We start from the raw sequence: 22378 nt of genomic DNA on the forward strand, positions 1-22378 counted from the left end.
ATGGCAGACCCAATGTCTACAAGTAATGTTTTAAATCGCTACCTATTTGAAGACCTATCAGTACGTGGTGAATTGGTACAGATGGACGAAGCGTACCAACAGATTATTTCTAGCAAGGAATACCCAGCTCCAGTACAAAAGCTGTTGGGTGAGCTACTGGTTTCAACGACGCTACTAACGGCGACCCTAAAGTTTGAAGGTTCTATCACGATGCAGCTGCAAGGTGACGGCCCAGTATCTCTAGCAGTTATCAATGGCGATCACGATCAGAAGATCCGTGGTGTTGCTCGCTTTGAAGGCGATATCGCAGACGACGCAGGTCTACACGCCCTAATGGGTAAAGGTCATCTAGTGATCACTATCGATCCTAAGAAAGGTGAGCGTTACCAAGGTATCGTTGGTCTTGAAGGTGACACGCTTGCACAAGTGCTTGAAGGCTACTTCGCTAACTCTGAACAGCTTAAGACTCGTCTATGGCTGCGCACTGGCGAGCATGAAGGCAAAGCACACGCTGCAGGTATGTTGCTACAAGTAATGCCTGACGGCACCGGTACTCCAGACGACTTCGAGCACCTAGAGCAACTAACAGACACCGTGAAAAACGAAGAGCTATTCACTCTAGAAGCGAACGAACTGCTTTACCGTTTGTACAACCAAGAGAAAGTACAGCTATTCACACCACAACCGGTTGAGTTCTTCTGTGGCTGTTCACGCGATCGAAGTGCAGCAGCAATCATTACTGTTGCTCAAGAAGAGATCTACGACATCCTAAGCACCGAAGGAAGCGTTGGTCTACACTGCGATTACTGTGGCACAAACTACTCGTTCGACAAGAATGATGTTGATGCACTGTACGCAGAAGCAGCAGATAAAGGCAGCAATACGGTTCATTAATTTACGGCGTACCAAAAACACGTAATTTACCCCAAAAAGGTCAGCCCTCAGCTGGCCTTTTTTGTGATCAAAATAGCGCAAACTCCGTAACATCTCGTAATAAAATCACCGCTTAATTTTAATCAATTAATAATGTTCTCGCCCCTAGCGCAAAGGTTTGCGTACAGGATAGACTAGTTGGGCCAATATGTGACGAGACGCTTAAAACCCCATGGCTAATATGGATATTTTTTGAGCTATATCCCTGTTTCCCCCGAGTCTCGTTGCTAGCATGGTGAGCAGATAACAATAAAAAATTAATACAAAATCCCTACAAAATATCCTACAAGGAGCACCTATGACCGTTATGGAACATACAAAGGCTGCACAAATTGATCTAACTAAGCACGGACTGACTGGCGTTACTGAAGTTCTTCGTAATCCTAGCTACGAGCAGTTATTCGTTGAAGAAACACTGCCAGGTTTGGAAGGCTACGAAAAAGGCGTAGTAACGGAACTAGGCTCTGTTGCGGTAGACACTGGTATCTTTACTGGCCGCTCACCAAAAGATAAGTACATTGTTAAAGATGACACGACCCGCGATACCATGTGGTGGTCAGATCAAGGCAAAAATGACAACAAACCGATTACAACTGAAGTATGGAATGAGCTGAAAGAGCTTGTGACAACTCAGCTATCTGGCAAGCGCCTGTTTGTCATCGACGGTTATTGTGGTGCTAACCCTGATACGCGCTTAAGCGTGCGTATTATCACTGAAGTAGCGTGGCAAGCGCACTTCGTTAAGAACATGTTCATTCGTCCAACTGACGAAGAGCTAGCAACGTTCGAACCTGATTTCGTGGTAATGAACGGTGCTAAAACAACTAACCCTAACTGGGAAAAGCAGGGTCTAAACTCTGAAAACTTCGTTGCTTTCAACCTAACAGAGCGCGTTCAAATTATCGGTGGTACTTGGTACGGCGGTGAGATGAAGAAAGGCATGTTCGCAATGATGAACTACCTGCTTCCTCTGCAAGGCATTGCTTCAATGCACTGTAGTGCAAACGTCGGCGAGAAAGGCGATGTAGCCATCTTCTTCGGTCTATCTGGTACAGGTAAAACTACGCTTTCAACCGATCCTAAGCGTGAGCTAATCGGTGATGATGAGCACGGTTGGGATGACGATGGTATCTTCAACTTCGAAGGTGGTTGTTACGCGAAGACGATTCGTCTATCTAAAGAAGCAGAACCTGAAATCTACAATGCAATCCGTCGTGATGCACTACTAGAAAACGTAACAGTTCGTGGTGATGGTTCTATCGATTTTGATGACGGTTCAAAAACTGAGAACACTCGTGTTTCTTACCCGATTCACCACATCGATAACATCGTTAAACCAGTATCAAAAGCCGGTCACGCTCAAAAGGTTATCTTCCTGACTGCTGATGCATTCGGTGTACTGCCACCCGTTTCTAAACTGACTCCAGAGCAAACGAAGTACCACTTCCTATCTGGCTTCACTGCAAAACTAGCGGGCACTGAGCGTGGTATTACTGAGCCAACGCCAACGTTCTCTGCTGCATTTGGTGCGGCATTCTTAACTCTCCACCCAACTCAGTACGCTGAAGTGCTTGTGAAGCGTATGGAAGCAGCTGGCGCTGAAGCTTACCTAGTGAACACAGGTTGGAACGGTACTGGTAAACGTATCTCTATCCAAGATACGCGAGGCATCATCGACGCTATCCTAGATGGCTCAATCGACAACGCTGAAACTAAGGTTATCCCTATGTTTAACCTAGAAGTACCGCTAGCGTTGCACGACGTAGATCCTACGATTCTTGACCCGCGTGATACGTACACTGATCCATTGCAGTGGGAAAGCAAAGCGAAAGATCTAGCAGAGCGCTTCATCAACAACTTTGACAAGTACACAGATAACGCTGAAGGTAAGTCACTGGTTGCTGCTGGTCCTCAACTGGACTAATCCAACCATCTGCTCGGGCTTAGCCAAAAGCAAACGCCCAATTTAAAATGATATTTTTGTAGCAAGCCCCTCTTTTGAGGGGCTTTTTTGTTGATGCTTGACCCTTTTTGTTCCACTCTGTTTTAAGACTATTGAAATTTAAGGCTTTCAGGGAATGAAAAAGGTATTCATGGTGTTCGGCATTGTGTTGGCTATCGCCGTTGCAACTATCGCAGCGCTGCTATTAAGCCTGCAGACCCAATACCGTGCGGATGTTGCCAACTTTTTTATCAAACATACGATTGAACAACCTGTATTCATTGAAGATGTTGAGTATCAGGCGCCTTATCACATCACCTTAATGGGCATTACCCAAAGCCAACCAGAAAAGCAAACACCTCTGTATATCGACAAGATCGATCTTTGGTTCAGCCCCAGCTCGATGACAGAGGCCAAACTGGTCTTTGAATCTGTTTTGATCAGCGGCCTACAATTAGAGGCAGACGATCTAAAAACACTGACTTCTTTATTTACCCAACCAAACATCAAGCTCCACCAGCTGGCCATCAACAATCTCGACTTTTCGACGCCAGAGTTTAATGCGCGAGGCATCGACCTACAGATCTCCGCCCCAACGTGGAACAACGATAACTCGCTGCTACCTTATGGAAAAACCCAACTCTCTGCCTCACAACTGTATTGGCAAGGTGAGGCATTCGATAATCTGTTGATTGACCTAGACTTAAAACCTAGCGACAGCACCCTTTATGGTGCTTCGTTTGACTGGCGTGGCGCCAAGATTTCTGGGCAAGCTGAACAATATCAACAAGATTGGTCGTTGGTGAATGTGACCGTCGATGGCTTACGACTCAATCAGAAGCAGACCCAAAACCTACTAAGCAAAGAATGGGATGTGGCAGGTATTCAGATCAATCACATCAATAGCTTAGATATTCTACGCAGCGACGTAGAGTGGCAAGATGGGCACCTCGCTGCCTTTGATGCCTCACTAGAAAATATCCAACTGCCTTTTGAAATCTGGAAACAACAGAAAGCCATTTTTTCTCTGCAAGCTGAAGGAGTGACCATTGATGATGACATGTTCATCGAGCCAAGCCTCAAGCTCAATCTAGAAACAAACCAGATTCTGATTGAAGATTTCTATACTCAATTCCTGCAAGGCACTGTTCAGCTCAATGGCGAAGTCACCCCTAGCAGCATTGAATTAGCGCAACTCGACCTACAAGGCATCAAGTGGATTACCGAAAACCAAGATAGCCCTCTAGTCGCAGCTCGACTAATACCTTGGCTTACACAAATCCAGAACGTCGAGATTAACCGACTTAATATAGAACGCAGCCAACTTATCCAACTAGCACAAACGCCTTACTGGCAGGTCTCTGGATTACATGTCGAGGGGCATCAAGTTCAACTGCTGCAAGATAGAAAACTGGGCTTATGGCAAGGGAAGCTGATGGCGAGCGCCAATGATGCCAGCTACCAAAATATTCTCAGCGCACAGCCCGTGGTTGAGATGAATAGCGAACAAGGAAAATGGACGCTGACTCGTCTGTTTGCACCACTCAGGAATGGCTACATTGAAGCCAATGCAACGCTCGATTTTAACCAAATCAGCAAGCCATGGAGCTTAGATATTTCTGCCGATGGGTTACCCATTGCGCCTATGCTGCAGCGACTTGAATTACCACTCGATGCAACCGGCTATGGCGAGTTTGAACTTCAAGCCGCAGGTTTATATGGCGACTCACTGATGCTCGGTTACTCAACCACAGGGCAACTCACTGGCAGCGTTCGCCAGGGTGTGATGACCTTTAATGACAAGCTTTCTGAAACATCGACTGATAACGTGTTTGAAATTCCAGAGCTTAATGCGCATTTTGACCGTGGGCGCTTCACTCTCGAACCGATGCATATTATTGGTGCATCATCAGCAGAGCAAGGCGAACAAAGGGTTCAAACGCTCAATGGCGAGGCTTCTGGAGAACTCGACTTGCTTAAAGCTGAGCAACACACCCTCTCGATTACCCTATCGGACCCATGCCATCAAATCTCAGGAAAGCTCACCCAAGCTGAGTATTCGGAGATTAACGACTGCCAACAAAAAAACGCCACTCCTCAGGAATAGCGCTTTCAATCATTCAATCTAGCTACAAGTGGCGGGAGTTATTCACTCGCCTTGCCATCAGTCGATAGTATTTTCTTGTAGTCAGGGATCAGCATATAGGTTCCCGTAAACTCTACCGCTTCCACATCGCCGCTATGAATGGTCACGTGAATGATGATACGTGCCTTTCTTCCTGACGCAAGGCGGTCCAAGTCACCACTGATCCCATCCAATGAAGTAGAGGCAACAGGGTTTTGCTCAACCGGGTGACGATAACGAATATTACTGTCTGCCAGCACGATATCACCGGTCAGCCCGCGTTCTTTCATCAATAACCAAGTCATCCCCCAACCAGTTAAGGTCGCTAAGGTAAAGGCAGAGCCTGCAAACATGGTATTATGCGGGTTCAAGTTGGGATTCAGCTGAGCACTACACTCAAATTGGTAACCCGTGTATTGGTTGATCTTGATGCCCATCTTGTCACTGATCGGGATCTGATGTTCCCAGCGCTGCTGAAGCTCATTACACCACTCAGGCTTACGCAGAACGTCTGCCATTGGGTCAAGATGCTTAACCATCTGTTGGTGACGCACAGGGCCACGTTGATCGTTAATCTCACCGCGACGTTCAAATTCATTCTTCTCATAGAATGAGATCGCATCTTCACGTGCATTACACACCAAGCGCTTAGCACCCTCTTGGCGAGCCAATGACTCAAGTGCGACTAGAATCAACGAACCCATGCCTTTACTTTGGCGAGATTTCTTCACCGCCATATAGCGGATCTGACCTTCCAGATCTGGGGTGATATACAGACGACCAATCGCCATCGGGCGACCACGACCATCAACAATCATGCGATGGTGACTCATTGGGTCATATTCATCGCGCTCAGAACCTACCGGCATTCGCCAAGGTTCACGGAGCATCTGCCAACGAAAATGGTAATACTTGTTTAGCTGATTTTCGGTGGTTGGTGTTATGAGTTTAAACATGCTTATTCCTTTAAGCCTAAACCTGCAGCCAGAATGTCACTGGGCCATCATTAACCAAAGACACTTTCATGTCGGCTGCGAATCGGCCACGTTCCGTTGGTAACACTGATTCACACTGGTCAGAGAAATAGTTATAAAGACGCTCAGCATCTTCTGGGTGAGCACCACGAGAGAACCCTGCTCGAGTCCCTTTCTTGGTATCGGCCGGCAGAGTGAATTGAGACACCACTAATACCTTACCTTCTACTTGCTTCACGTTGAGGTTCATTTTATCGTCTTCGTCTCCAAAGACACGATAAGTGGTCACTCGTTCCATCAAACGTTTGGCTTTGGCTTCGTCGTCACCTTTTTCTACGCCTAACAAAACTAATAAGCCTTGTTCAATCTCACCAACTACTTCGCCATCAACACGGACGGCAGCTTCACTTACTCTCTGGATCAGTGCTATCACTGTTGTTTCCTTGCTCTGTGATTTTGTCGTTATCCGAAGAGTGTACCATTTCTTTCGAGTCACTCCACTGTTCCTGCTCACCCAATGCAGCGGTCACCTCAGCACCCACCAGCACAATCAACCAGCACAAATAAACCCAGACAAAAAGAATGGGAATCGCCGCCAATGCGCCATAAATCAACTGGTAAGAAGGGAATTGAGTAATGTAGGCCGCGAAGCCTTTCTTACTGAGTTCGAACAACAGAGCCGCCACTAGAGAACCTGCAGCCGCATGAGAAAAGTGTATCTTTTTGTTGGGAACCAACAGGTACAGACCGAAAAACGCAAAGAAAGAGAGAATCAAAGGCAGTTTGCGAATTACGGTATTAAAGGCGCCAGATACGACTTCATTTTGTAGCAGACTGAGCGATGTCACATACGAAGTGGCAGCAATACTCGCCCCAACCAAGATCGGCCCAAGTGTTAGCACCATCCAGTACATTGAGAACGACAATACCGCACGTCGCTTCTCATTAACACGCCAGATGTAGTTTAGGTTCTTATCGATATTCGAGATCAACATCAGTGCCGCAATGAACAAGAACACACTACCGACCGCCGTCATCTTACCCGTGTTGGCAACAAACTCGAGCAAGGCACCGTGCACCGCATCTCCTGACGCTGGAACAAAGTTGATAATAACGAAGTTTTGAATCACGATACCAACATCAGCAAAGATGGAAAATGATGACAAGATAGAGAGCAGAACCGTCAACATCGGTACGATCGAGAGCAAAGTAATGTACGCCAAGTAGCCCGCATTCACGTTGACTCTATCGTGCGTCATTCGCGCCAAAAGATAGCGAGAAAACTGAATACTGAGTGTGGCGACCTTTTTTATCTTCAACTTGTAACTCCCTTGTAACTCGTTCATAGTCCTAATTAATATTCCGACATATTAATCACAGTAAGTAAATGTTCAAAAATAGCGCAGGAAAAAGGCTTGAGAACAAGGCAGATTTTTTGATAAGTAGTTATTCTACAATCAAAAATTCTAACGCCGTTATCGAGCATTTTAACAAGCTAGGTTGGGCAGTTATTTACTACGATTGATATTATTTAACTATAGGAAACTAGGATGCCTTATTTAATAGTTATAGTCCTCTCTATTTTTACTCTTACTGGATGCCAGTCAGCTTATTACTCCGCCATGGAGCAAGTGGGTTACCACAAGCGTGACATTATGGTCGATAGAGTGGAAGACGCTAAAGAGTCGCAGCAGGATGCTCAGGAAGAGTTTACCAGCGCACTTGAAGCCTTGAGTAGCCTGACTAATTTCAGTGGCGGCGACCTTGAAGACATGTACAACCAAATCAATGATAAATACCAAGACAGCGAGAAAGCCGCGCAAAATGTCAGTGACCGCATTGCTGCGATTGAAGATGTGTCGGATGCGCTGTTTGAAGAGTGGCAGAGTGAGTTAGATCTCTACACCAGTGACTCACTGCGCCGCTCGAGTGAGCAAAAGCTTCGTGAAACTAAATCGTCTTACCAAACGATGCTGTCAGCAATGAAGCGCGCCGAGAAGAAAATGGACCCCGTGCTCAATACCCTTCGCGACAATACGCTTTACTTGAAGCACAACCTCAATGCGAGCGCTGTCGGTTCACTGCAGGGCGAGTTTATGAGCTTAGAAAAAGACATCGCCTACGCGATTAAGCAGATGAATGCAGCGATCGCCGAATCGGATAAGTTCCTAGCTCAGTTGAACCAAAAATAACGCCCGTAGACACAAATAAACATAAGCCCGTATGAACCCAATCATTATTACTGGCGGCCCTGGCGCCGGAAAAACCAAACTGATCAATGCCTTGGGTGATGCGGGTTACCCCACCTTCGCAGAGTCCTCTCGCCAGTTAATCGAACAGCAGAGCCAACTTGAGAACGGTATCTTACCTTGGTTAGACCTTCCGGGCTTTGCACGCCTATGTTTAACCGTCATGAGCGAACAAAAAGACCAAGCCAGTCAGCATCCTGTTGCCTTTCTCGATCGTGCCATTCCAGACATTTGTGGCTATTTGGCTCAGGCGAAACTAGAGATAAACACAACCTACCGAGAAGCGAGCCAAGGTTATCACCCCCAAGTGTTGTTCTGTCGCCCTGAGGCTTCAATTTATGTACAAGATGATGTGAGACCTTATCCGTTTGAGGAGGCGCTAGAGATTCACCACGCGTTAGAAAGAGTCTACCAAGAACTTGGCTATGAGGTGGTTGAAGTGCCGTTTATGCCAGTCGAAGAACGGCTTCAATTCGTTGAGCGTTACTTATGTATCAAAAGCTAAATCCCCAACTCGGTCGTTCCTCCCTCTTGAGGATGACGAAGACTTAAACACTCTTCGTATCTCGTTTAACCGTATCTAAACAAACTAAAAAACAAAAGCCCCGAGCAGCTAGGCTACTCGGGGCTTTCTTATCTACTTAGCTAGAAGCTAGTCAGCTGGCAATTAAGCCTTAGCTGGACGTGCTGCACGCTTACGTTCGTTTTCAGTAAGAAGCTTCTTACGGATACGAATGCTTACTGGCGTTACTTCTACTAGTTCGTCTTCGTCGATGAACTCAAGAGCTTGCTCTAGAGTGTGACGGATAGGTGGCGAAAGAACCTGTGCTTCATCAGTACCAGATGCACGAACGTTCGTTAGCTGCTTACCTTTCAGACAGTTTACTGTCAGGTCGTTTGAACGGTTATGAATACCGATAATTTGACCTTCGTATACTTCATCCGCGTGCTCAGCAAATAGACGACCACGTTCTTGTAGGTTGAATAGTGCGTAAGTCAGAGCTTTACCAGTTGCGTTCGAGATTAGAACACCGTTGTTACGTTGACCGATTACGCCGCCTTTGTGAGGGCCGTAGTGATCAAATGAGTGGTAAAGAAGACCAGAACCAGACGTTAGAGTTAGGAACTCAGTTTGGAAACCGATAAGACCACGAGAAGGCATCATGAAGTCCATGCGAACACGGCCTTTGCCATCTGGAGACATATCAGTTAGCTCACCTTTACGTAGACCGATGTTTTCCATGATGCCACCTTGGTGCTCTTCAAGCACGTCGATAGTCACAGTTTCAAACGGTTCAGTTAGGTTGCCATCTTCGTCTTTCTTGATGATAACTTCTGGACGAGATACAGCTAGCTCGAAACCTTCACGACGCATGTTTTCGATCAGGATAGATAGGTGAAGTTCACCACGACCTGAAACACGGAAACGATCTGGGTTATCAGTTTCTTCAACACGTAGTGCAACGTTGTGTACTAGTTCTTTCTCTAGACGCTCAAGGATGTTACGTGAAGTAACGAACTTACCTTCTTTACCCGCGAACGGAGAAGTGTTTACTTGGAACGTCATTGTTACTGTTGGTTCATCAACAGAAAGCGGAGTCATTGCTTCAACATTGTTTACGTCACAGATAGTGTCTGAAATTTTCAGCTCACCAAGACCAGTGATTGCAATGATGTCGCCAGCGTTAGCTTGCTCAACTTCGTGACGGTCAAGACCTAGGTAACCAAGAACTGTACCTACTTTACCGTTACGTTTTTTGCCTTCTGCATTTACGATAGTTACTTGTTGGTTTGGTTTAACAGAACCACGAGTAACACGAGCAACACCGATAACACCTACGTAAGAGCTGTAATCAAGTTGCGAAATTTGCATTTGTAGTGGACCGTCAAGGTCAACTGCAGGCGCGTCTACTGTATCAACAACAGCTTGGAACAATGGTTCCATGTTCTCGCCAGTTTCGCCTTCAGTCATTGTTGCCCAACCGTTCAGAGCTGAAGCGTAAACAACTGTGAAGTCTAGTTGCTCATCAGTAGCACCTAGGTTGTCGAAAAGGTCGAATACTTGATCCATAACCCAATCAGGACGAGCGCCTGGGCGGTCAATCTTGTTGATTACAACGATTGGCTTAAGACCGTGTGCGAATGCTTTTTGCGTTACGAAACGAGTTTGAGGCATTGGGCCATCAACTGCGTCAACGATAAGCAGAACAGAGTCAACCATAGACATGATACGCTCAACTTCACCACCGAAGTCCGCGTGTCCCGGAGTATCTACGATGTTGATGCGGTAATCATTCCAGTTGATTGCTGTGTTCTTAGCAAGAATGGTAATGCCACGCTCTTTTTCGATGTCATTCGAATCCATGACACGCTCTTCAGCTTCACCACGAGACTCAAGAGTGCCTGACTGTTGTAGCAGTTTATCAACCAAAGTCGTTTTACCGTGGTCAACGTGCGCGATGATCGCGATATTTCTTAACTTATCAATCTGTGGAGTAGACATGGATTCTCGATTCACTCATAAAAGTAGCCGTCACTTATCTCAAAAGTTTGGATAATAACCGCTAGCTTGATTTAAAAAACGGTCAATAATATACCAGATTCTAGACAAAAACCCAGAAATATGTGATCTGAACCGGGGCTTTTTTCTTTATTAGCGATTCATATCCGCTTAACTTTGATTCAGTACAGTGTTGAACAGCCCAATTCGTAGGACTCTAAAAAAGTATCACCTGCGAGTGGCGAACCAAATCTCCCGCAAAATAACAAAAGTGGATTGACAACTTAGGCAATTCATTGCTGAATGGTGCTCGCTTATGTCTCATATTGGTGCACAGACAAACAATTGCACCAATAAGGTGCGCCCGGAGATCATTTTGGTGCAAAAACCAAATTAAGCAAAACCGAAAAACAAGTAAATCATTGAAATTAATGGAATAATTTTTTTGGCACGTTTTTGGCTATAGATAAATCAGCATCGATTAATGCACTTATAGACATTAATCAATGCTAGTTTCAACCGAATCGAGCTAATACCGAATTAATAACACTGGAGGTTATCCAAGATGTCAGTAGAAAATGTACTATCCCTGATCCAAGAGAACGAAGTTAAATTTATCGACTTACGTTTTACTGATACAAAAGGTAAAGAGCAGCATATCTCTATTCCTTCTCACCAAGTTGATGCAGACTTCTTCGAAGAAGGCAAAATGTTTGACGGCTCTTCAGTAGCTGGTTGGAAAGGCATTAACGAATCTGACATGGTAATGATGCCAGACGCAGCATCTGCTGTACTGGACCCATTCACAGAAGACGCAACACTAAACATCCGTTGTGACATCCTTGAGCCTGCAACAATGCAAGGCTACGACCGTGACCCACGCTCTATCGCTAAACGTTCTGAAGAGTACCTACGTTCTACAGGTATCGCAGACACAGTTCTAGTTGGTCCAGAGCCAGAATTCTTCCTATTTGACGACGTTAAGTTCTCAAACGACATGTCTGGTTCTTTCTTCAAGATCGATGACGTAGAAGCAGCTTGGAACACAGGTTCTGACTTCGAAGGCGGTAACAAAGGTCACCGTCCTGGCGTTAAAGGCGGTTACTTCCCAGTAGCTCCAGTAGATTCATCTCAAGACATCCGTTCAGCAATGTGTCTAGTAATGGAAGAGATGGGCCTAGTTGTTGAAGCTCACCACCATGAAGTAGCAACTGCGGGTCAAAACGAAATCGCTACTCGCTTCAACACGCTAACAGCGAAAGCTGATGAAACTCAAATCTACAAGTACGTTGTACACAACGTTGCTCACGCATTTGGTAAAACAGCGACATTCATGCCTAAGCCACTAGTTGGTGACAACGGTTCTGGTATGCACGTTCACCAATCTCTAGCAAAAGACGGCGTTAACCTGTTTGCTGGTGATAAGTACGGCGGCCTATCTGAAATGGCTCTTTACTACATCGGTGGTGTAATCAAGCACGCTCGTGCAATCAACGCGTTTGCTAACCCATCAACTAACTCGTACAAGCGTCTTGTACCTGGTTTCGAAGCACCTGTAATGCTTGCTTACTCAGCACGTAACCGTTCTGCTTCTATCCGTATCCCAGTAGTACCAAGCCCTAAAGCACGTCGTATCGAGCTACGTTTTGGTGACCCAGCAGCTAACCCATACCTATGCTACTCAGCAATGCTTATGGCTGGCCTTGACGGCATCAAGAACAAGATTCACCCAGGCGAAGCTATGGATAAAGATCTATACGACCTTCCTGCAGAAGAAGCAGCTGAAATCCCAACAGTTGCAGAATCTCTACAAGAAGCTCTAGCAGCGCTTAGCGAAGACCGTGAGTTCCTAACAGCTGGCGGCGTATTCTCTGACGATTTCATCGATTCTTACATCACTCTGAAATCTGACGACGTACAACGCGTGAACATGGCTACACACCCACTTGAGTTTGAACTGTACTACTCAGTTTAATCTCCTGTAGAGATAAGCCATTTCTTACTGCAACCTTGTAAGAATCGCTGACTAAATATTAGGCTCGCCTCGCAGGCGGGCCTTTTTTATATTCTCCCTCCCCCCGCTTCCTCGTACCATACCTTAGACAAAAGCCCTCAGAGGCTGTCGCGCTAAATACAATAAAACCAACGCCAAACGTGAAATCACCTAGCGGTGAAAAGAGGCTAAAGATATGAAAAACATACTGTTCCTAATCGGGTTAACAGTCGCGCTCTCGTGCTCTGCTCAAACTGTGTATACCTGGGTAGATGAAGATGGCGTGCTCCACTTTAGTGATAACCCTAGCGCTCAAGATGCCGAGGCTCTTCGCCTGCCAGATGTGCAAGCTTCAGCACCCGCCCCTAAATTTGAGGCCTCGACTCCGGTTGACGCCGCAGCTTCCTCTACAACTAAAACGCCAGCTAAAACCCAGGCAGAAACCGAAACCACAGAGCGCGAGGTTCCCACTCAATTAACTCTCACCATGCTGACTCCAGTTCATGATCAAACCATTCGCAACAACCGCGGCTTAATCCCGATTCAGATAGAGCTCAACCGAAAACTTGGTATTGGGGAGCAATTACAATTGATGCTTGATGGCCGTCGATATGGCGCCCCACAGACCCAGCCTATTTGGGAATTAAAAGGTATCGATCGAGGTACTCACACCATTGCAATTCAAGCACATAGAAGCGGCAAGCTTATTGCATCTACTAGTCCAGTCACCGTGTATTTACATCGAGCGACGCTCAAGTAGGCCAATGTGTTAAAAGAGGCCAAATAACCTCTACTTTTCACCTAATCGAAGCAGCTTTCAGCGACTCTAATGAATTATCTTTAGCTTCTGGTTGATATGCGCCATACTTGAACTTAGCTACGCACCAATTTGGTGCAGTGAGAAAAACACCAGTTCAAGGACGAAATAGTGAATCGATCAGCCAAAAGCGACAGCATAGATACACACCATCTTTCCAGCGCCATTCTCGACAATATGGTGACTTCGACATTAATGCTCGATGAGCAATTGTATGTCCGATACGCAAATCCGGCGGCTGAGCAGCTCTTTTCACAGAGCGCACGACGCATCGTTGATCATCCACTGAGCCAACTTATCCAACACGCTTCACTTGATTTGGCGCTTCTGACGCAACCGCTACAAAGTGGCCAGAGCATTACCGACAGTGACGTTACCTTCGTTGTTGATAACCGCCCACTGATGCTTGAAGTCACGGTTAGCCCAATATCTTGGCAGCGAGAGACGCTGTTATTGGTTGAGATGCGCAAGATAGACCAGCAAAGACGCCTTAGCCAAGAGCTCAACCAACATGCACAACAACAAGCGGCTAAGTTGCTGGTACGCGGGTTAGCACATGAGATCAAAAATCCACTCGGTGGCTTAAGAGGTGCGGCGCAGTTACTTGGGAAAATGCTTCCTGATCAGTCTCTTAATGAATATACGCAGATCATTATTGAGCAAGCCGACCGCTTAAGAGCATTAGTCGACCGTCTGCTTGGCCCACAGAAGCCGGGGACTAAATCAGAAGAGAACCTTCACCAGATACTTGAGAAAGTCAGGCAGCTCGTAGAGCTCGAATCGGGTTCAACGCTCGCCATCGAAAGGGATTACGACCCGAGCCTACCGGACATCTTGATGGATTCGGCACAGGTTGAACAAGCGATGCTCAATATCGTGAGCAATGCAGCGCAGATTCTAAAGACTCAAGATTCTGGCAAAATCACCATTCGCACCAGAACGGTGCATCAAGCAAATATTCACGGGCAGCGACACAAACTCGCAGCTCGTATTGAGATCAGCGATAACGGTCCGGGCATCCCCGATGATTTAAAAGACACGCTGTTTTACCCAATGGTCAGCGGACGAGAAGGTGGAACAGGGCTGGGGCTATCGATTTCTCAAAACCTGATCGATCAACACAATGGGAAAATTGATGTTGAAAGCTGGCCAGGCAACACCACATTCACGATTTATCTACCGATTTAGGTCATAAGAACCTCGCTATTGGACAGCGAGATGAAAGGCTTAGCTCGGTAACACAAAGATTAAGACATCATAAAAACAACAATGATTATCACAATAGATTTGGCTGCAAAGGAATTGAATTATGAGTAAGGGATACGTTTGGGTCGTCGATGACGACAGCTCTATCCGCTGGGTAGTAGAGAAAACACTTTCATCTGCGGATATTAAGTGTGAAACATTTGCTGATGCTGAGAGCGTGTTGCTTGCGCTTGAGCGCGAGACACCGGACGTATTGGTGTCTGACATTCGCATGCCCGGCATTGACGGGATTGAGCTGTTGCATCAGGTTCATCAACGCTCTCCCGACCTGCCCGTGATCATTATGACCGCGCACTCAGACCTTGATGCGGCGGTGAATGCTTATCAAAAAGGCGCCTTTGAATATCTTCCAAAGCCGTTCGATATTGATGAAACACTGACTCTAGTCGAACGAGCGATCGCGCACAGCCAAGAGCAGAAACGCGAACAAGCCAGTGAGGTCGCTGAAGACACCAACGCGCCAGAAATCATCGGTGAAGCACCGGCAATGCAGGAGGTTTTCCGAGCTATTGGCCGTTTGTCTCGTTCATCCATTTCGGTTCTTATTAATGGTGAATCGGGGACTGGTAAAGAATTAGTCGCGCACGCGCTGCATCGTCACAGCCCAAGAGCTAAAAAGCCCTTCATTGCGTTAAACATGGCGGCAATCCCTAAAGACTTGATCGAATCAGAGCTGTTTGGCCACGAGAAAGGCGCCTTTACTGGCGCTAACAGTGTTCGCCAAGGACGATTCGAACAAGCCAACGGCGGTACTCTGTTTCTTGATGAAATAGGCGATATGCCACTCGATATTCAGACTCGACTACTGCGCGTGCTTTCTGATGGCCAATTTTATCGCGTCGGTGGACATTCTGCGGTTAAGGTTGATGTTCGTATCGTTGCAGCAACCCACCAAGATCTTGAGCGCTTGGTGCATGACGGTGGTTTCCGTGAAGACCTTTTCCATCGACTGAACGTTATCCGAATCCATATTCCGGCACTGCGCGAACGTAAACAGGACATTGAAAAGCTGACTCACCACTTCCTAGCATCCGCCGCTGAAGAGCTTGGTGTAGAAGTGAAGACACTGCACTCAGAGACCATCATGAAGCTCAATCAGCTAAATTGGCCGGGTAACGTACGTCAGCTTGAGAACATCTGTCGTTGGCTCACAGTCATGGCGAGCGGCAGTGAAATACTCCCTTCAGACTTGCCTCCAGAACTGTTGGAAGAAAAAGTGGTGACGACCTCAGGGACAGGAGACAACTGGCAACAACTGCTGGCTAATTGGGCAAAATGTGCGCTTGATTCAGGAGAAAAAGAGCTACTAACTTATGCGCTGCCAGAGTTTGAACGTATACTGCTAGAGGCTGCACTCAACCATACCAATGGTCATAAACAGGATGCAGCCAAGGTTTTAGGTTGGGGAAGAAACACCCTAACTCGTAAACTAAAAGAACTGTACTAGACCTTATATGACTCTCGATGCAGCTACTTTTTTAACCAAAAAAGGTCGCTTGGTTTGAATAGTGTCGGTACAATTAAAGTATGCCATCCACTAAAGTTGTAGCTAAAGATGTCTTTGAAAACACAAATTACCTTGAGAACTGCTGTGGTTCTGCCATTCGTGATGATTTTTCTGTTCACTATGAGCGTAATGGTTTTCACTCAAAAGCAAAGCTACAAAGAGATGGTGAGTGATGTTAGTGCACGCCAACTAACATCACTTACTGACCATGTTCATCAAAGCCTGTCCAACTTTTTAGAAAAGCCATTTCACGCGAACCTCTCGCTCAGCCATAACATCGGCTACCACCACCTTTACCAAGCGGGAAACCTTAGCAAGGTCCAAGACTACATTCTTTATACGTTTTCAGACCATTTCACTGCTATACCTCAACTCGATGTGATCGGCTTTGGTTCTGAAGATGGTAACTATGTCGGTTTTCGTAAAGAAGCTAACAACGGCTATACCTTGATGGTACAAGACGAGCGTACTAGCGATCAGCTGGTCATTTACCGTGGCAGCAAGATCAGCGAAGACATTCGATCTGTGATTTCAAGTTACGACCCGAGAGTCCGCCCTTGGTACACACCCGTTGCGACGCAAAAAAAGGCTGTATGGTCGCCAATTTATGCCAATGCAGATGAACGCCAAGAGATCACCTTATCTGCCCTCGCCCCTATCTATGATGACAACGAATTCAAAGCCGTCGTCGTTAGCGACATTAAGATCAATACCTTCAATGCGTTTCTCAAAGAACTCAAAGATAAAACGGATGCCTCTGTTTATATCATTGATAAGCAGCAACGCTTGGTCGCTCACTCGGGCGGAGGTAGCGTGGTCTCTTGGGGAACAGGGAAAACCAATAAGGGCCAACGCTTACTGGCATCAGAGAGTGCTAACCCGGTAATACGTGAAAGTGCGAGCTACGTAGACCAATTTCACCTAATCGATAATTTGGGCGTGCAGCGCTTTAGCTTTCGCCTAGACAACGAACGATACTTCAACCAGATCACCCCTTATGAAGATGAGCACGGCATCACTTGGTTTATTGGTATGTCGATCCCTGAAAGCAACCTACTCGGTGAACTACCTGAAAACCAAAGAAACAGTTGGTTGCTCGGGCTAGCGCTGAGTTGCATTGGTGTCATTGCTGGGTTAATTGCCTTTAATCGCGTAACCCAACCCATCACCTCAACAGCGGATGCGGCAAAGCGTCTTGCTAAAGGCGATTGGGACACAAGTATGCCAAAGACAGGGCATATCTATGAAACCAGCATGTTGGTGGAGTCATTCAATGAAATGGCCAACAACTTAAAGGCTTCCTTTCAAGCATTACAGTCTCAGCTTACCTATGACTCATTAACCAAACTATACAGCCGCGAAGGCTTTATCGACGCTGCCAAGAAAAACCCAGCAAACGAAAAAGGCACACTTTATTTAGTGGGTATTGATCGCTTCCGAGACATCAATGACAGCCTTGGTCATTACAATGGTGACCAATTGCTTATCATTGCGGCCGCTCGTTTAAGAGGCACATTGCCATCCGAGTACCTATTAGCTCGCACTGGCGGTGATGAATTCGCCATTTACGCCCCGAACGTCATCCAAAGCGAGGAAGCTCAACTACTGACGAATCGCCTGCTTCAAACCTTTGCTTCCCCATTTTCAATGGAATCAGAAAGTGTCGTTATTAAGGTATCGATGGGCGTCGTCGGTGTATCTAACGTCCACGACATTGCGCTATTGCTGCGTAGTAGTAGCATTGCTTTGAGCAACGCAAAACAAGACAAAGCTAGTGTCAGCATTTACAGCCCTGAGATGGGTAAAGCATCAAGACATCGCACTAAGATGCTGGCGCGGATGAACCGAGCGATTGAACTTCAACAGTTCGAACCGTTTTATCAACCTATTATTGATCTGGAATCTGGCTCGACCATTGGGGCTGAAGCTCTAGCACGCTGGATAGCCGATGAAGGCGTAATTTCACCACTTGAATTCATTCCTCTCGCTGAAGAGAGCGGGCTGATTTACGATATCGGCAAGCAAATTCTACATAAGTCGTGTCGAGATACTGCCATCGCGATTGAGTCAGGAAAATGGAGCAAGGACTTCTCTATTCACGTCAACCTGTCGGTCGATCAACTGAGTGAAAGTGGCTTTGTTGAACAAGTAAAAGGCACGCTACGTGACACCAAGCTACCAGCAAGCAACCTAACACTTGAGATCACTGAGTCACGCATCGTCGACAATGACCCAGCCATCATCGATAACATGCTGACGCTAAAAGCATTAGGCATCTCGATTGCAATTGATGACTTTGGTACCGGCTATTCGTCACTGGCTTATTTACACAAACTGCCATTTGATTGCCTGAAGATCGATCGCAGCTTCGTCAGCAAGCTCGAAAAAGAGAACCTAGACAGCTCGATCGTCGCGGCCATCGTTAACATCACCAAAGGTTTCAAAGTGAGCTTAGTGGCAGAAGGCGTTGAAACACAGCAACAGGCAGAACTCCTCAAGCAACTAAAATGCCCACTGGCTCAAGGGTTCTTATACAGTCGTCCAGTTCCGTTTGATCAGTGGCCAACCGACCTGACTAACACCAAACAAAGCACCAAAAAGGGTGTCACCTAGTCAGGTAGAAAGTCTTCCGTTAGCAAGACACAGATACAAAAATGCCAGCATAATGCTGGCATTTTTTATGTTTCTATTCTCAATCGAGCGATTAAATCACACGAGAGAACTGCTGTTGACGAGCCTTAGCACGTAGGTATTTATCGAAACACATACAGATGTTACGAATCAACAAACGGCCACGCAAAGTCACGCGGATTTCTTTGTCGTCAACTTCAACCAACTCATCGTTGATAAAGGTTTGCAGTAGCCCTAAATCTTCTTTGAAGTAACGATTAAAGTTAACCGAGAACTCAGATTCGATCATGTTTTTATCAAGCTTAAAGTTACAGATAAGCTGTTTGATCACTTCACGACGTAGAAGGTCGTCACTGTCTAGAGCAACACCTTTCCAAAGCGCGTGGCGCAGGTCATTCACTTGAGCGTAGTACTTCTTCAGCTCTTTTTGGTTTTGTGCGTAAGCATCACCAACCATAGAAATCGCAGAAACACCGAAACCAATTAAGTCAGCTTCACCTTGGGTGGTGTAGCCTTGGAAGTTACGATGCAGAATACCTTCACGCTGTGCTACGGCTAGCTCATCTTCAGGTAGTGCGAAGTGATCCATACCAATGAACTGGTAACCCGCTCCCGTTAGCGTCTCGATGGTATCTTGCAAGATAGCCATTTTCTCTTTCGCTTCAGGTAGATCTTCGTCTTTAATCTTACGCTGCGCCGCAAACAGCTGAGGCATGTGTGCGTAGTTAAATACCGATAAACGGCCCGGCTTCATTTCTAACACTTGCTTCAATGTTTCAGCGAACAAAGCTTGAGTCTGCTTTGGTAGGCCGTAGATCAAATCCAGGTTAGTTGAACGGAAGCCTAGCTCTTTCGCTCGTTTAACCATCGCAATGATGAACTCTTCATCTTGCTCACGGTTAACCAGTTTCTGCACTTCTTTATTGAAGTCTTGCACGCCAATGCTCAGGCGGTTGAAGCCTTCGTTACGCAGGTGGTCAAGTACGTCTAGCTCAATCTCACGCGGGTCAACTTCAATACTGATTTCAGCGTCAGCGGTGAAGTTAAACTCTTCACGCAAAATACTCATCAAACGAGTGATTTGTGTTTTGGTCAAGAACGTTGGCGTACCACCACCGAAGTGCAATTGCGTCACTTCACGGCCATTCAATAAAGAGGCGCGTTGGCGGATTTCATGTTCAATCACATCAAGGTACTCATCCGCTTTATGCGAGTGACGAGTAATGACTTTATTACAACCACAGTAGTAACAAAGCTTGTGGCAGAACGGGATATGCACGTAAAGAGAGAGTGGACGCTCAGGATATTGAGTACACGCCATGTCGTAATCAGCGACGGTAAACGCTTCATGAAACTCCAACGCAGTTGGGTATGAGGTGTAACGAGGTCCCGAATAGTTGTACTTGTTTAAGATCTCTTGATCCCAAACGATTTGCTGATTCGTTGTTACTGGCTTGCTCGACATAGCGGTATTTCCAATTTAGATCCGCGAGAACCTAAGGTCTCTCAAATCATTTTACATACATTAAAATATAGACGGGTTATTTTGCCACACGACCTGTAAGGTCGTTCCAAGACAAAAACAATTTTTTAGACAAAAACTCAGAACTGCTAGCTTGATCACTAACAAAGCGTCGGGATTAACGAAACGCAAAAGGTAAGAAGGCTCATTTAACACTATCTATAAAGATAAGGTGTCTCAAGAACACCCTGTATTAAACAAGCCTCTATTTTAAATAGTCTTAGCGACTAGATCATCTGAATGTTGATTTGGTTGTTGAGAGGCTTAACCTTCTCTTGCAACCTTTTCAGATCTTCAATGACCGCATCATTCAAGCGAGTCTCTGCCTTATGGCGCGTGAGATTCTGCTGCATGCGCTCTTTCTTCGTCAGTTCCTGTCTTGCCTCTCCGCGAGCCATATCTTTTACGATATGGTACAGCTCAGAAAGAGCAGGATACTCAGAATCAAAATCGACACGCTCATCACCCTGAACATTATCCATAATGATACACACTCGGATACTGATCTCAGGTAAGTCACATTGCCCTTGAATGCCCGCTAAGCACAAAGTATTTACGTTTTCGTAAATCGTCGCGTTGCGTTTTTCAATGGCTAGTGCTTGATGCTGCTTTTGCAACTCCGTCTGCTTCTTCACTTGAAGTAGAAGGTAACCTGCGTAAGAGCCCAAGCCGAGAATGATAATTCCACCAGCAATTGCTAATAAGGTTACGTTCATTGGCTATTAACCTTTAAAGCTGTCTAAATCGAAATCTTCGAATTGAGATAGCAAGTCTTCGTCAGAGCTCGCTTTCTTCTTAGAGGCAACCGGTGCTTCTTCGAAGATCTCTTCTTCATCGTCTTCTGGCTCTAGTAGACCTAAGCGTCCCATTAGGTGTTCGATACGATCAAGTTTCTCATCAACAAACTTCTGTAGACCAGCACCTAGGTTTTCACCATTTTCGATACGATCTAGGAGTGTGTTCAGTTGAGCGTCATTCTCAAGCATCTCTAACTCTTGTTCGTTAGATAGCTTGCGCTCTTGTTTAGTCGGCTTCTTCGCTGGTTCAACGATCAGCGGAATTTTTTTCTTGCTGCCTAAACGTGGATCACGAGCTTGTGCAGCTTTACGCTGTTTTGCTTCGCTACCATCTGAGTGACGGCTGCCAGACTTAAGGCCTTTACGCTTTTTAACACGCTTACGTTCACGACCTTCAACATCAGATTCACTACGGTTACGAGTAACCATAGGCTCCGGAGCGCCAAGTGCTCCCGGCTTTCTTGATTTCTTACTACGACCCATTACTGCACTTTCCTCAGTAAAATTACATCATTTCCAAAAAATTCTAGTTCGAGCTTATCCCGCTCTGCCAAAAACTGGAATGTTTGACGACTAAAGAAGACGACATGTGTCGGGTCATTCTTGTAGTGCCAACCAGCAAACGCGTCTACGTCTATTACTAGTTTAGTCATAAGACCAATCCAGCCCTTGGGTTTAACTAAATTCAACCATTGCTGCCACACTTTGTCTGGGTGATAAAGATGCTCTATCACCTCCGTGGCAGTCATAAAGTCGTACGTTTTTTCCAACACAGAGGGTTCTGGGTGGTAATAGATATCGTACAACTCCATGGTGTGTCCGGCTTCTTCTAACATAATAGATAGCGTAGGGCCTGGGCCACAACCAAAATCCAACCCGTGTGAGTTAGATGAAATTTTGTCTGTTAGTGGATCCGCGATGCGAGATAAAAAGCGGCGATAGCCTGCATCACTAGGATCGTTCTCATGGAGATCATAGTGTGCTTTTTCTTCTTTTGCTTCTAACCTTTGTTCAGGTTTAACAAATACCAGTTCACATTGCTGACACTGCAGATAGGCTCTGCGTTTGTCTTCAAAATAGTGATTCACGCCTTGGTGATGGCATAAGGGACAAGTATACATA

At 46.0% G+C, this 22378-nt stretch carries 18 protein-coding genes; 10 read left to right on the plus strand and 8 right to left on the minus strand.

The features are described from left to right. The 3 genes from hslO to LMH68_RS07440 all read left to right on the plus strand — a co-directional run bounded on the left by hslO (window position 1) and on the right by LMH68_RS07440 (window position 4982). Window positions 1-894, plus strand: coding sequence for an Hsp33 family molecular chaperone HslO (gene hslO / locus LMH68_RS07430; RefSeq protein ID WP_017063067.1), 894 nt, complete (start codon window positions 1-3; stop codon window positions 892-894). Between the two features lie 337 nt (window positions 895-1231). After that, window positions 1232-2857, plus strand: coding sequence for a phosphoenolpyruvate carboxykinase (ATP) (pckA, locus tag LMH68_RS07435; RefSeq protein ID WP_229648021.1), 1626 nt, complete (start codon window positions 1232-1234; stop codon window positions 2855-2857). 154 nt (window positions 2858-3011) lie between these two features. Continuing rightward, window positions 3012-4982: an AsmA family protein gene (locus tag LMH68_RS07440; protein ID WP_229648022.1), complete on the plus strand. Its 1971-nt coding sequence runs from the start codon at window positions 3012-3014 to the stop codon at window positions 4980-4982. 38 nt (window positions 4983-5020) lie between these two features. On the opposite strand, the gene LMH68_RS07445 is transcribed toward LMH68_RS07440, so the two are convergent. Genes LMH68_RS07445 through LMH68_RS07455 form a run of 3 tightly spaced genes read right to left on the minus strand, consistent with a single transcriptional unit; the run spans window position 5021 to window position 7320 of the window. Then, window positions 5021-5956, minus strand: coding sequence for a bifunctional GNAT family N-acetyltransferase/hotdog fold thioesterase (locus LMH68_RS07445; RefSeq protein WP_229648023.1), 936 nt, complete (start codon window positions 5954-5956; stop codon window positions 5021-5023). Window positions 5957-5972: 16 nt separating this feature from the next. Further along, entirely contained in the window at window positions 5973-6407 is a 435-nt protein-coding gene (gene dtd / locus LMH68_RS07450) for a D-aminoacyl-tRNA deacylase (protein WP_004735590.1), read from the minus strand. Next, window positions 6379-7320, minus strand: a complete 942-nt coding sequence (locus tag LMH68_RS07455) for a virulence factor BrkB family protein (RefSeq protein ID WP_229648024.1) — start codon at window positions 7318-7320, stop codon at window positions 6379-6381. Before LMH68_RS07455 ends, dtd begins: the two co-directional genes overlap by 29 nt. Before the next feature lie 204 nt (window positions 7321-7524). On the opposite strand from LMH68_RS07455, the gene LMH68_RS07460 reads away from it, so the two are divergent. Both LMH68_RS07460 and LMH68_RS07465 read left to right on the plus strand, forming a co-directional pair. Further along, window positions 7525-8166 carry a DUF2959 domain-containing protein gene (locus LMH68_RS07460; protein ID WP_123285155.1) on the plus strand — a complete coding sequence of 214 codons (642 nt, stop codon included), beginning with the start codon at window positions 7525-7527 and terminating at the stop codon, window positions 8164-8166. A 31-nt stretch (window positions 8167-8197) separates the two neighbouring features. Beyond that, complete coding sequence (locus LMH68_RS07465; RefSeq protein WP_229648025.1) at window positions 8198-8728, plus strand: AAA family ATPase; 531 nt, start codon at window positions 8198-8200, stop codon at window positions 8726-8728. A gap of 162 nt (window positions 8729-8890) precedes the next feature. Here LMH68_RS07465 and typA read toward each other — a convergent pair whose 3' ends face one another. Continuing rightward, window positions 8891-10726, minus strand: coding sequence for a translational GTPase TypA (typA, locus tag LMH68_RS07470; RefSeq protein ID WP_017059220.1), 1836 nt, complete (start codon window positions 10724-10726; stop codon window positions 8891-8893). 562 nt (window positions 10727-11288) lie between these two features. Here typA and glnA point away from each other — a divergent pair. The 5 genes from glnA (at window position 11289) to LMH68_RS07495 (ending at window position 18919) form a co-directional block, all read left to right on the plus strand. Further along, entirely contained in the window at window positions 11289-12698 is a 1410-nt protein-coding gene (glnA, locus tag LMH68_RS07475; RefSeq protein ID WP_017059221.1) for a glutamate--ammonia ligase, read from the plus strand. 214 nt (window positions 12699-12912) lie between these two features. Continuing rightward, window positions 12913-13476: a DUF4124 domain-containing protein gene (locus tag LMH68_RS07480; protein WP_102394311.1), complete on the plus strand. Its 564-nt coding sequence runs from the start codon at window positions 12913-12915 to the stop codon at window positions 13474-13476. A 168-nt stretch (window positions 13477-13644) separates the two neighbouring features. Beyond that, window positions 13645-14721, plus strand: a complete 1077-nt coding sequence (glnL, locus tag LMH68_RS07485) for a nitrogen regulation protein NR(II) (protein ID WP_019826501.1) — start codon at window positions 13645-13647, stop codon at window positions 14719-14721. A gap of 121 nt (window positions 14722-14842) precedes the next feature. Next, window positions 14843-16246 (plus strand): nitrogen regulation protein NR(I), encoded by a 1404-nt coding sequence (gene glnG, locus LMH68_RS07490; RefSeq protein WP_004735581.1) that lies wholly within the window; start codon window positions 14843-14845, stop codon window positions 16244-16246. Between the two features lie 108 nt (window positions 16247-16354). Next, window positions 16355-18919, plus strand: a complete 2565-nt coding sequence (locus tag LMH68_RS07495; protein WP_229648026.1) for an EAL domain-containing protein — start codon at window positions 16355-16357, stop codon at window positions 18917-18919. 91 nt (window positions 18920-19010) lie between these two features. Here the strand turns inward: LMH68_RS07495 and hemN are convergent, their stop codons facing one another. From hemN to LMH68_RS07515, 4 genes are all read right to left on the minus strand, one after another. After that, window positions 19011-20402 carry an oxygen-independent coproporphyrinogen III oxidase gene (gene hemN / locus LMH68_RS07500; protein ID WP_017063057.1) on the minus strand — a complete coding sequence of 464 codons (1392 nt, stop codon included), beginning with the start codon at window positions 20400-20402 and terminating at the stop codon, window positions 19011-19013. Between the two features lie 284 nt (window positions 20403-20686). After that, complete coding sequence (locus LMH68_RS07505) at window positions 20687-21175, minus strand: DUF2489 domain-containing protein (protein ID WP_017060164.1); 489 nt, start codon at window positions 21173-21175, stop codon at window positions 20687-20689. A 6-nt stretch (window positions 21176-21181) separates the two neighbouring features. Further along, on the minus strand, window positions 21182-21739 hold the full coding sequence (gene yihI / locus LMH68_RS07510; RefSeq protein ID WP_017060163.1) for a Der GTPase-activating protein YihI: 558 nt from the start codon (window positions 21737-21739) through the stop codon (window positions 21182-21184). After that, a complete protein-coding gene (locus LMH68_RS07515) occupies window positions 21739-22377 on the minus strand; it encodes a class I SAM-dependent methyltransferase (protein ID WP_010433503.1) in 639 nt (212 codons plus the stop codon). Before LMH68_RS07515 ends, yihI begins: the two co-directional genes overlap by 1 nt. Between the last annotated feature and the right edge of the window lies 1 nt (window position 22378).

This window comes from Vibrio sp. F13 (genome assembly GCF_020806305.2).
Classification (GTDB): Bacteria; Pseudomonadota; Gammaproteobacteria; order Enterobacterales; family Vibrionaceae; genus Vibrio; species Vibrio crassostreae_C.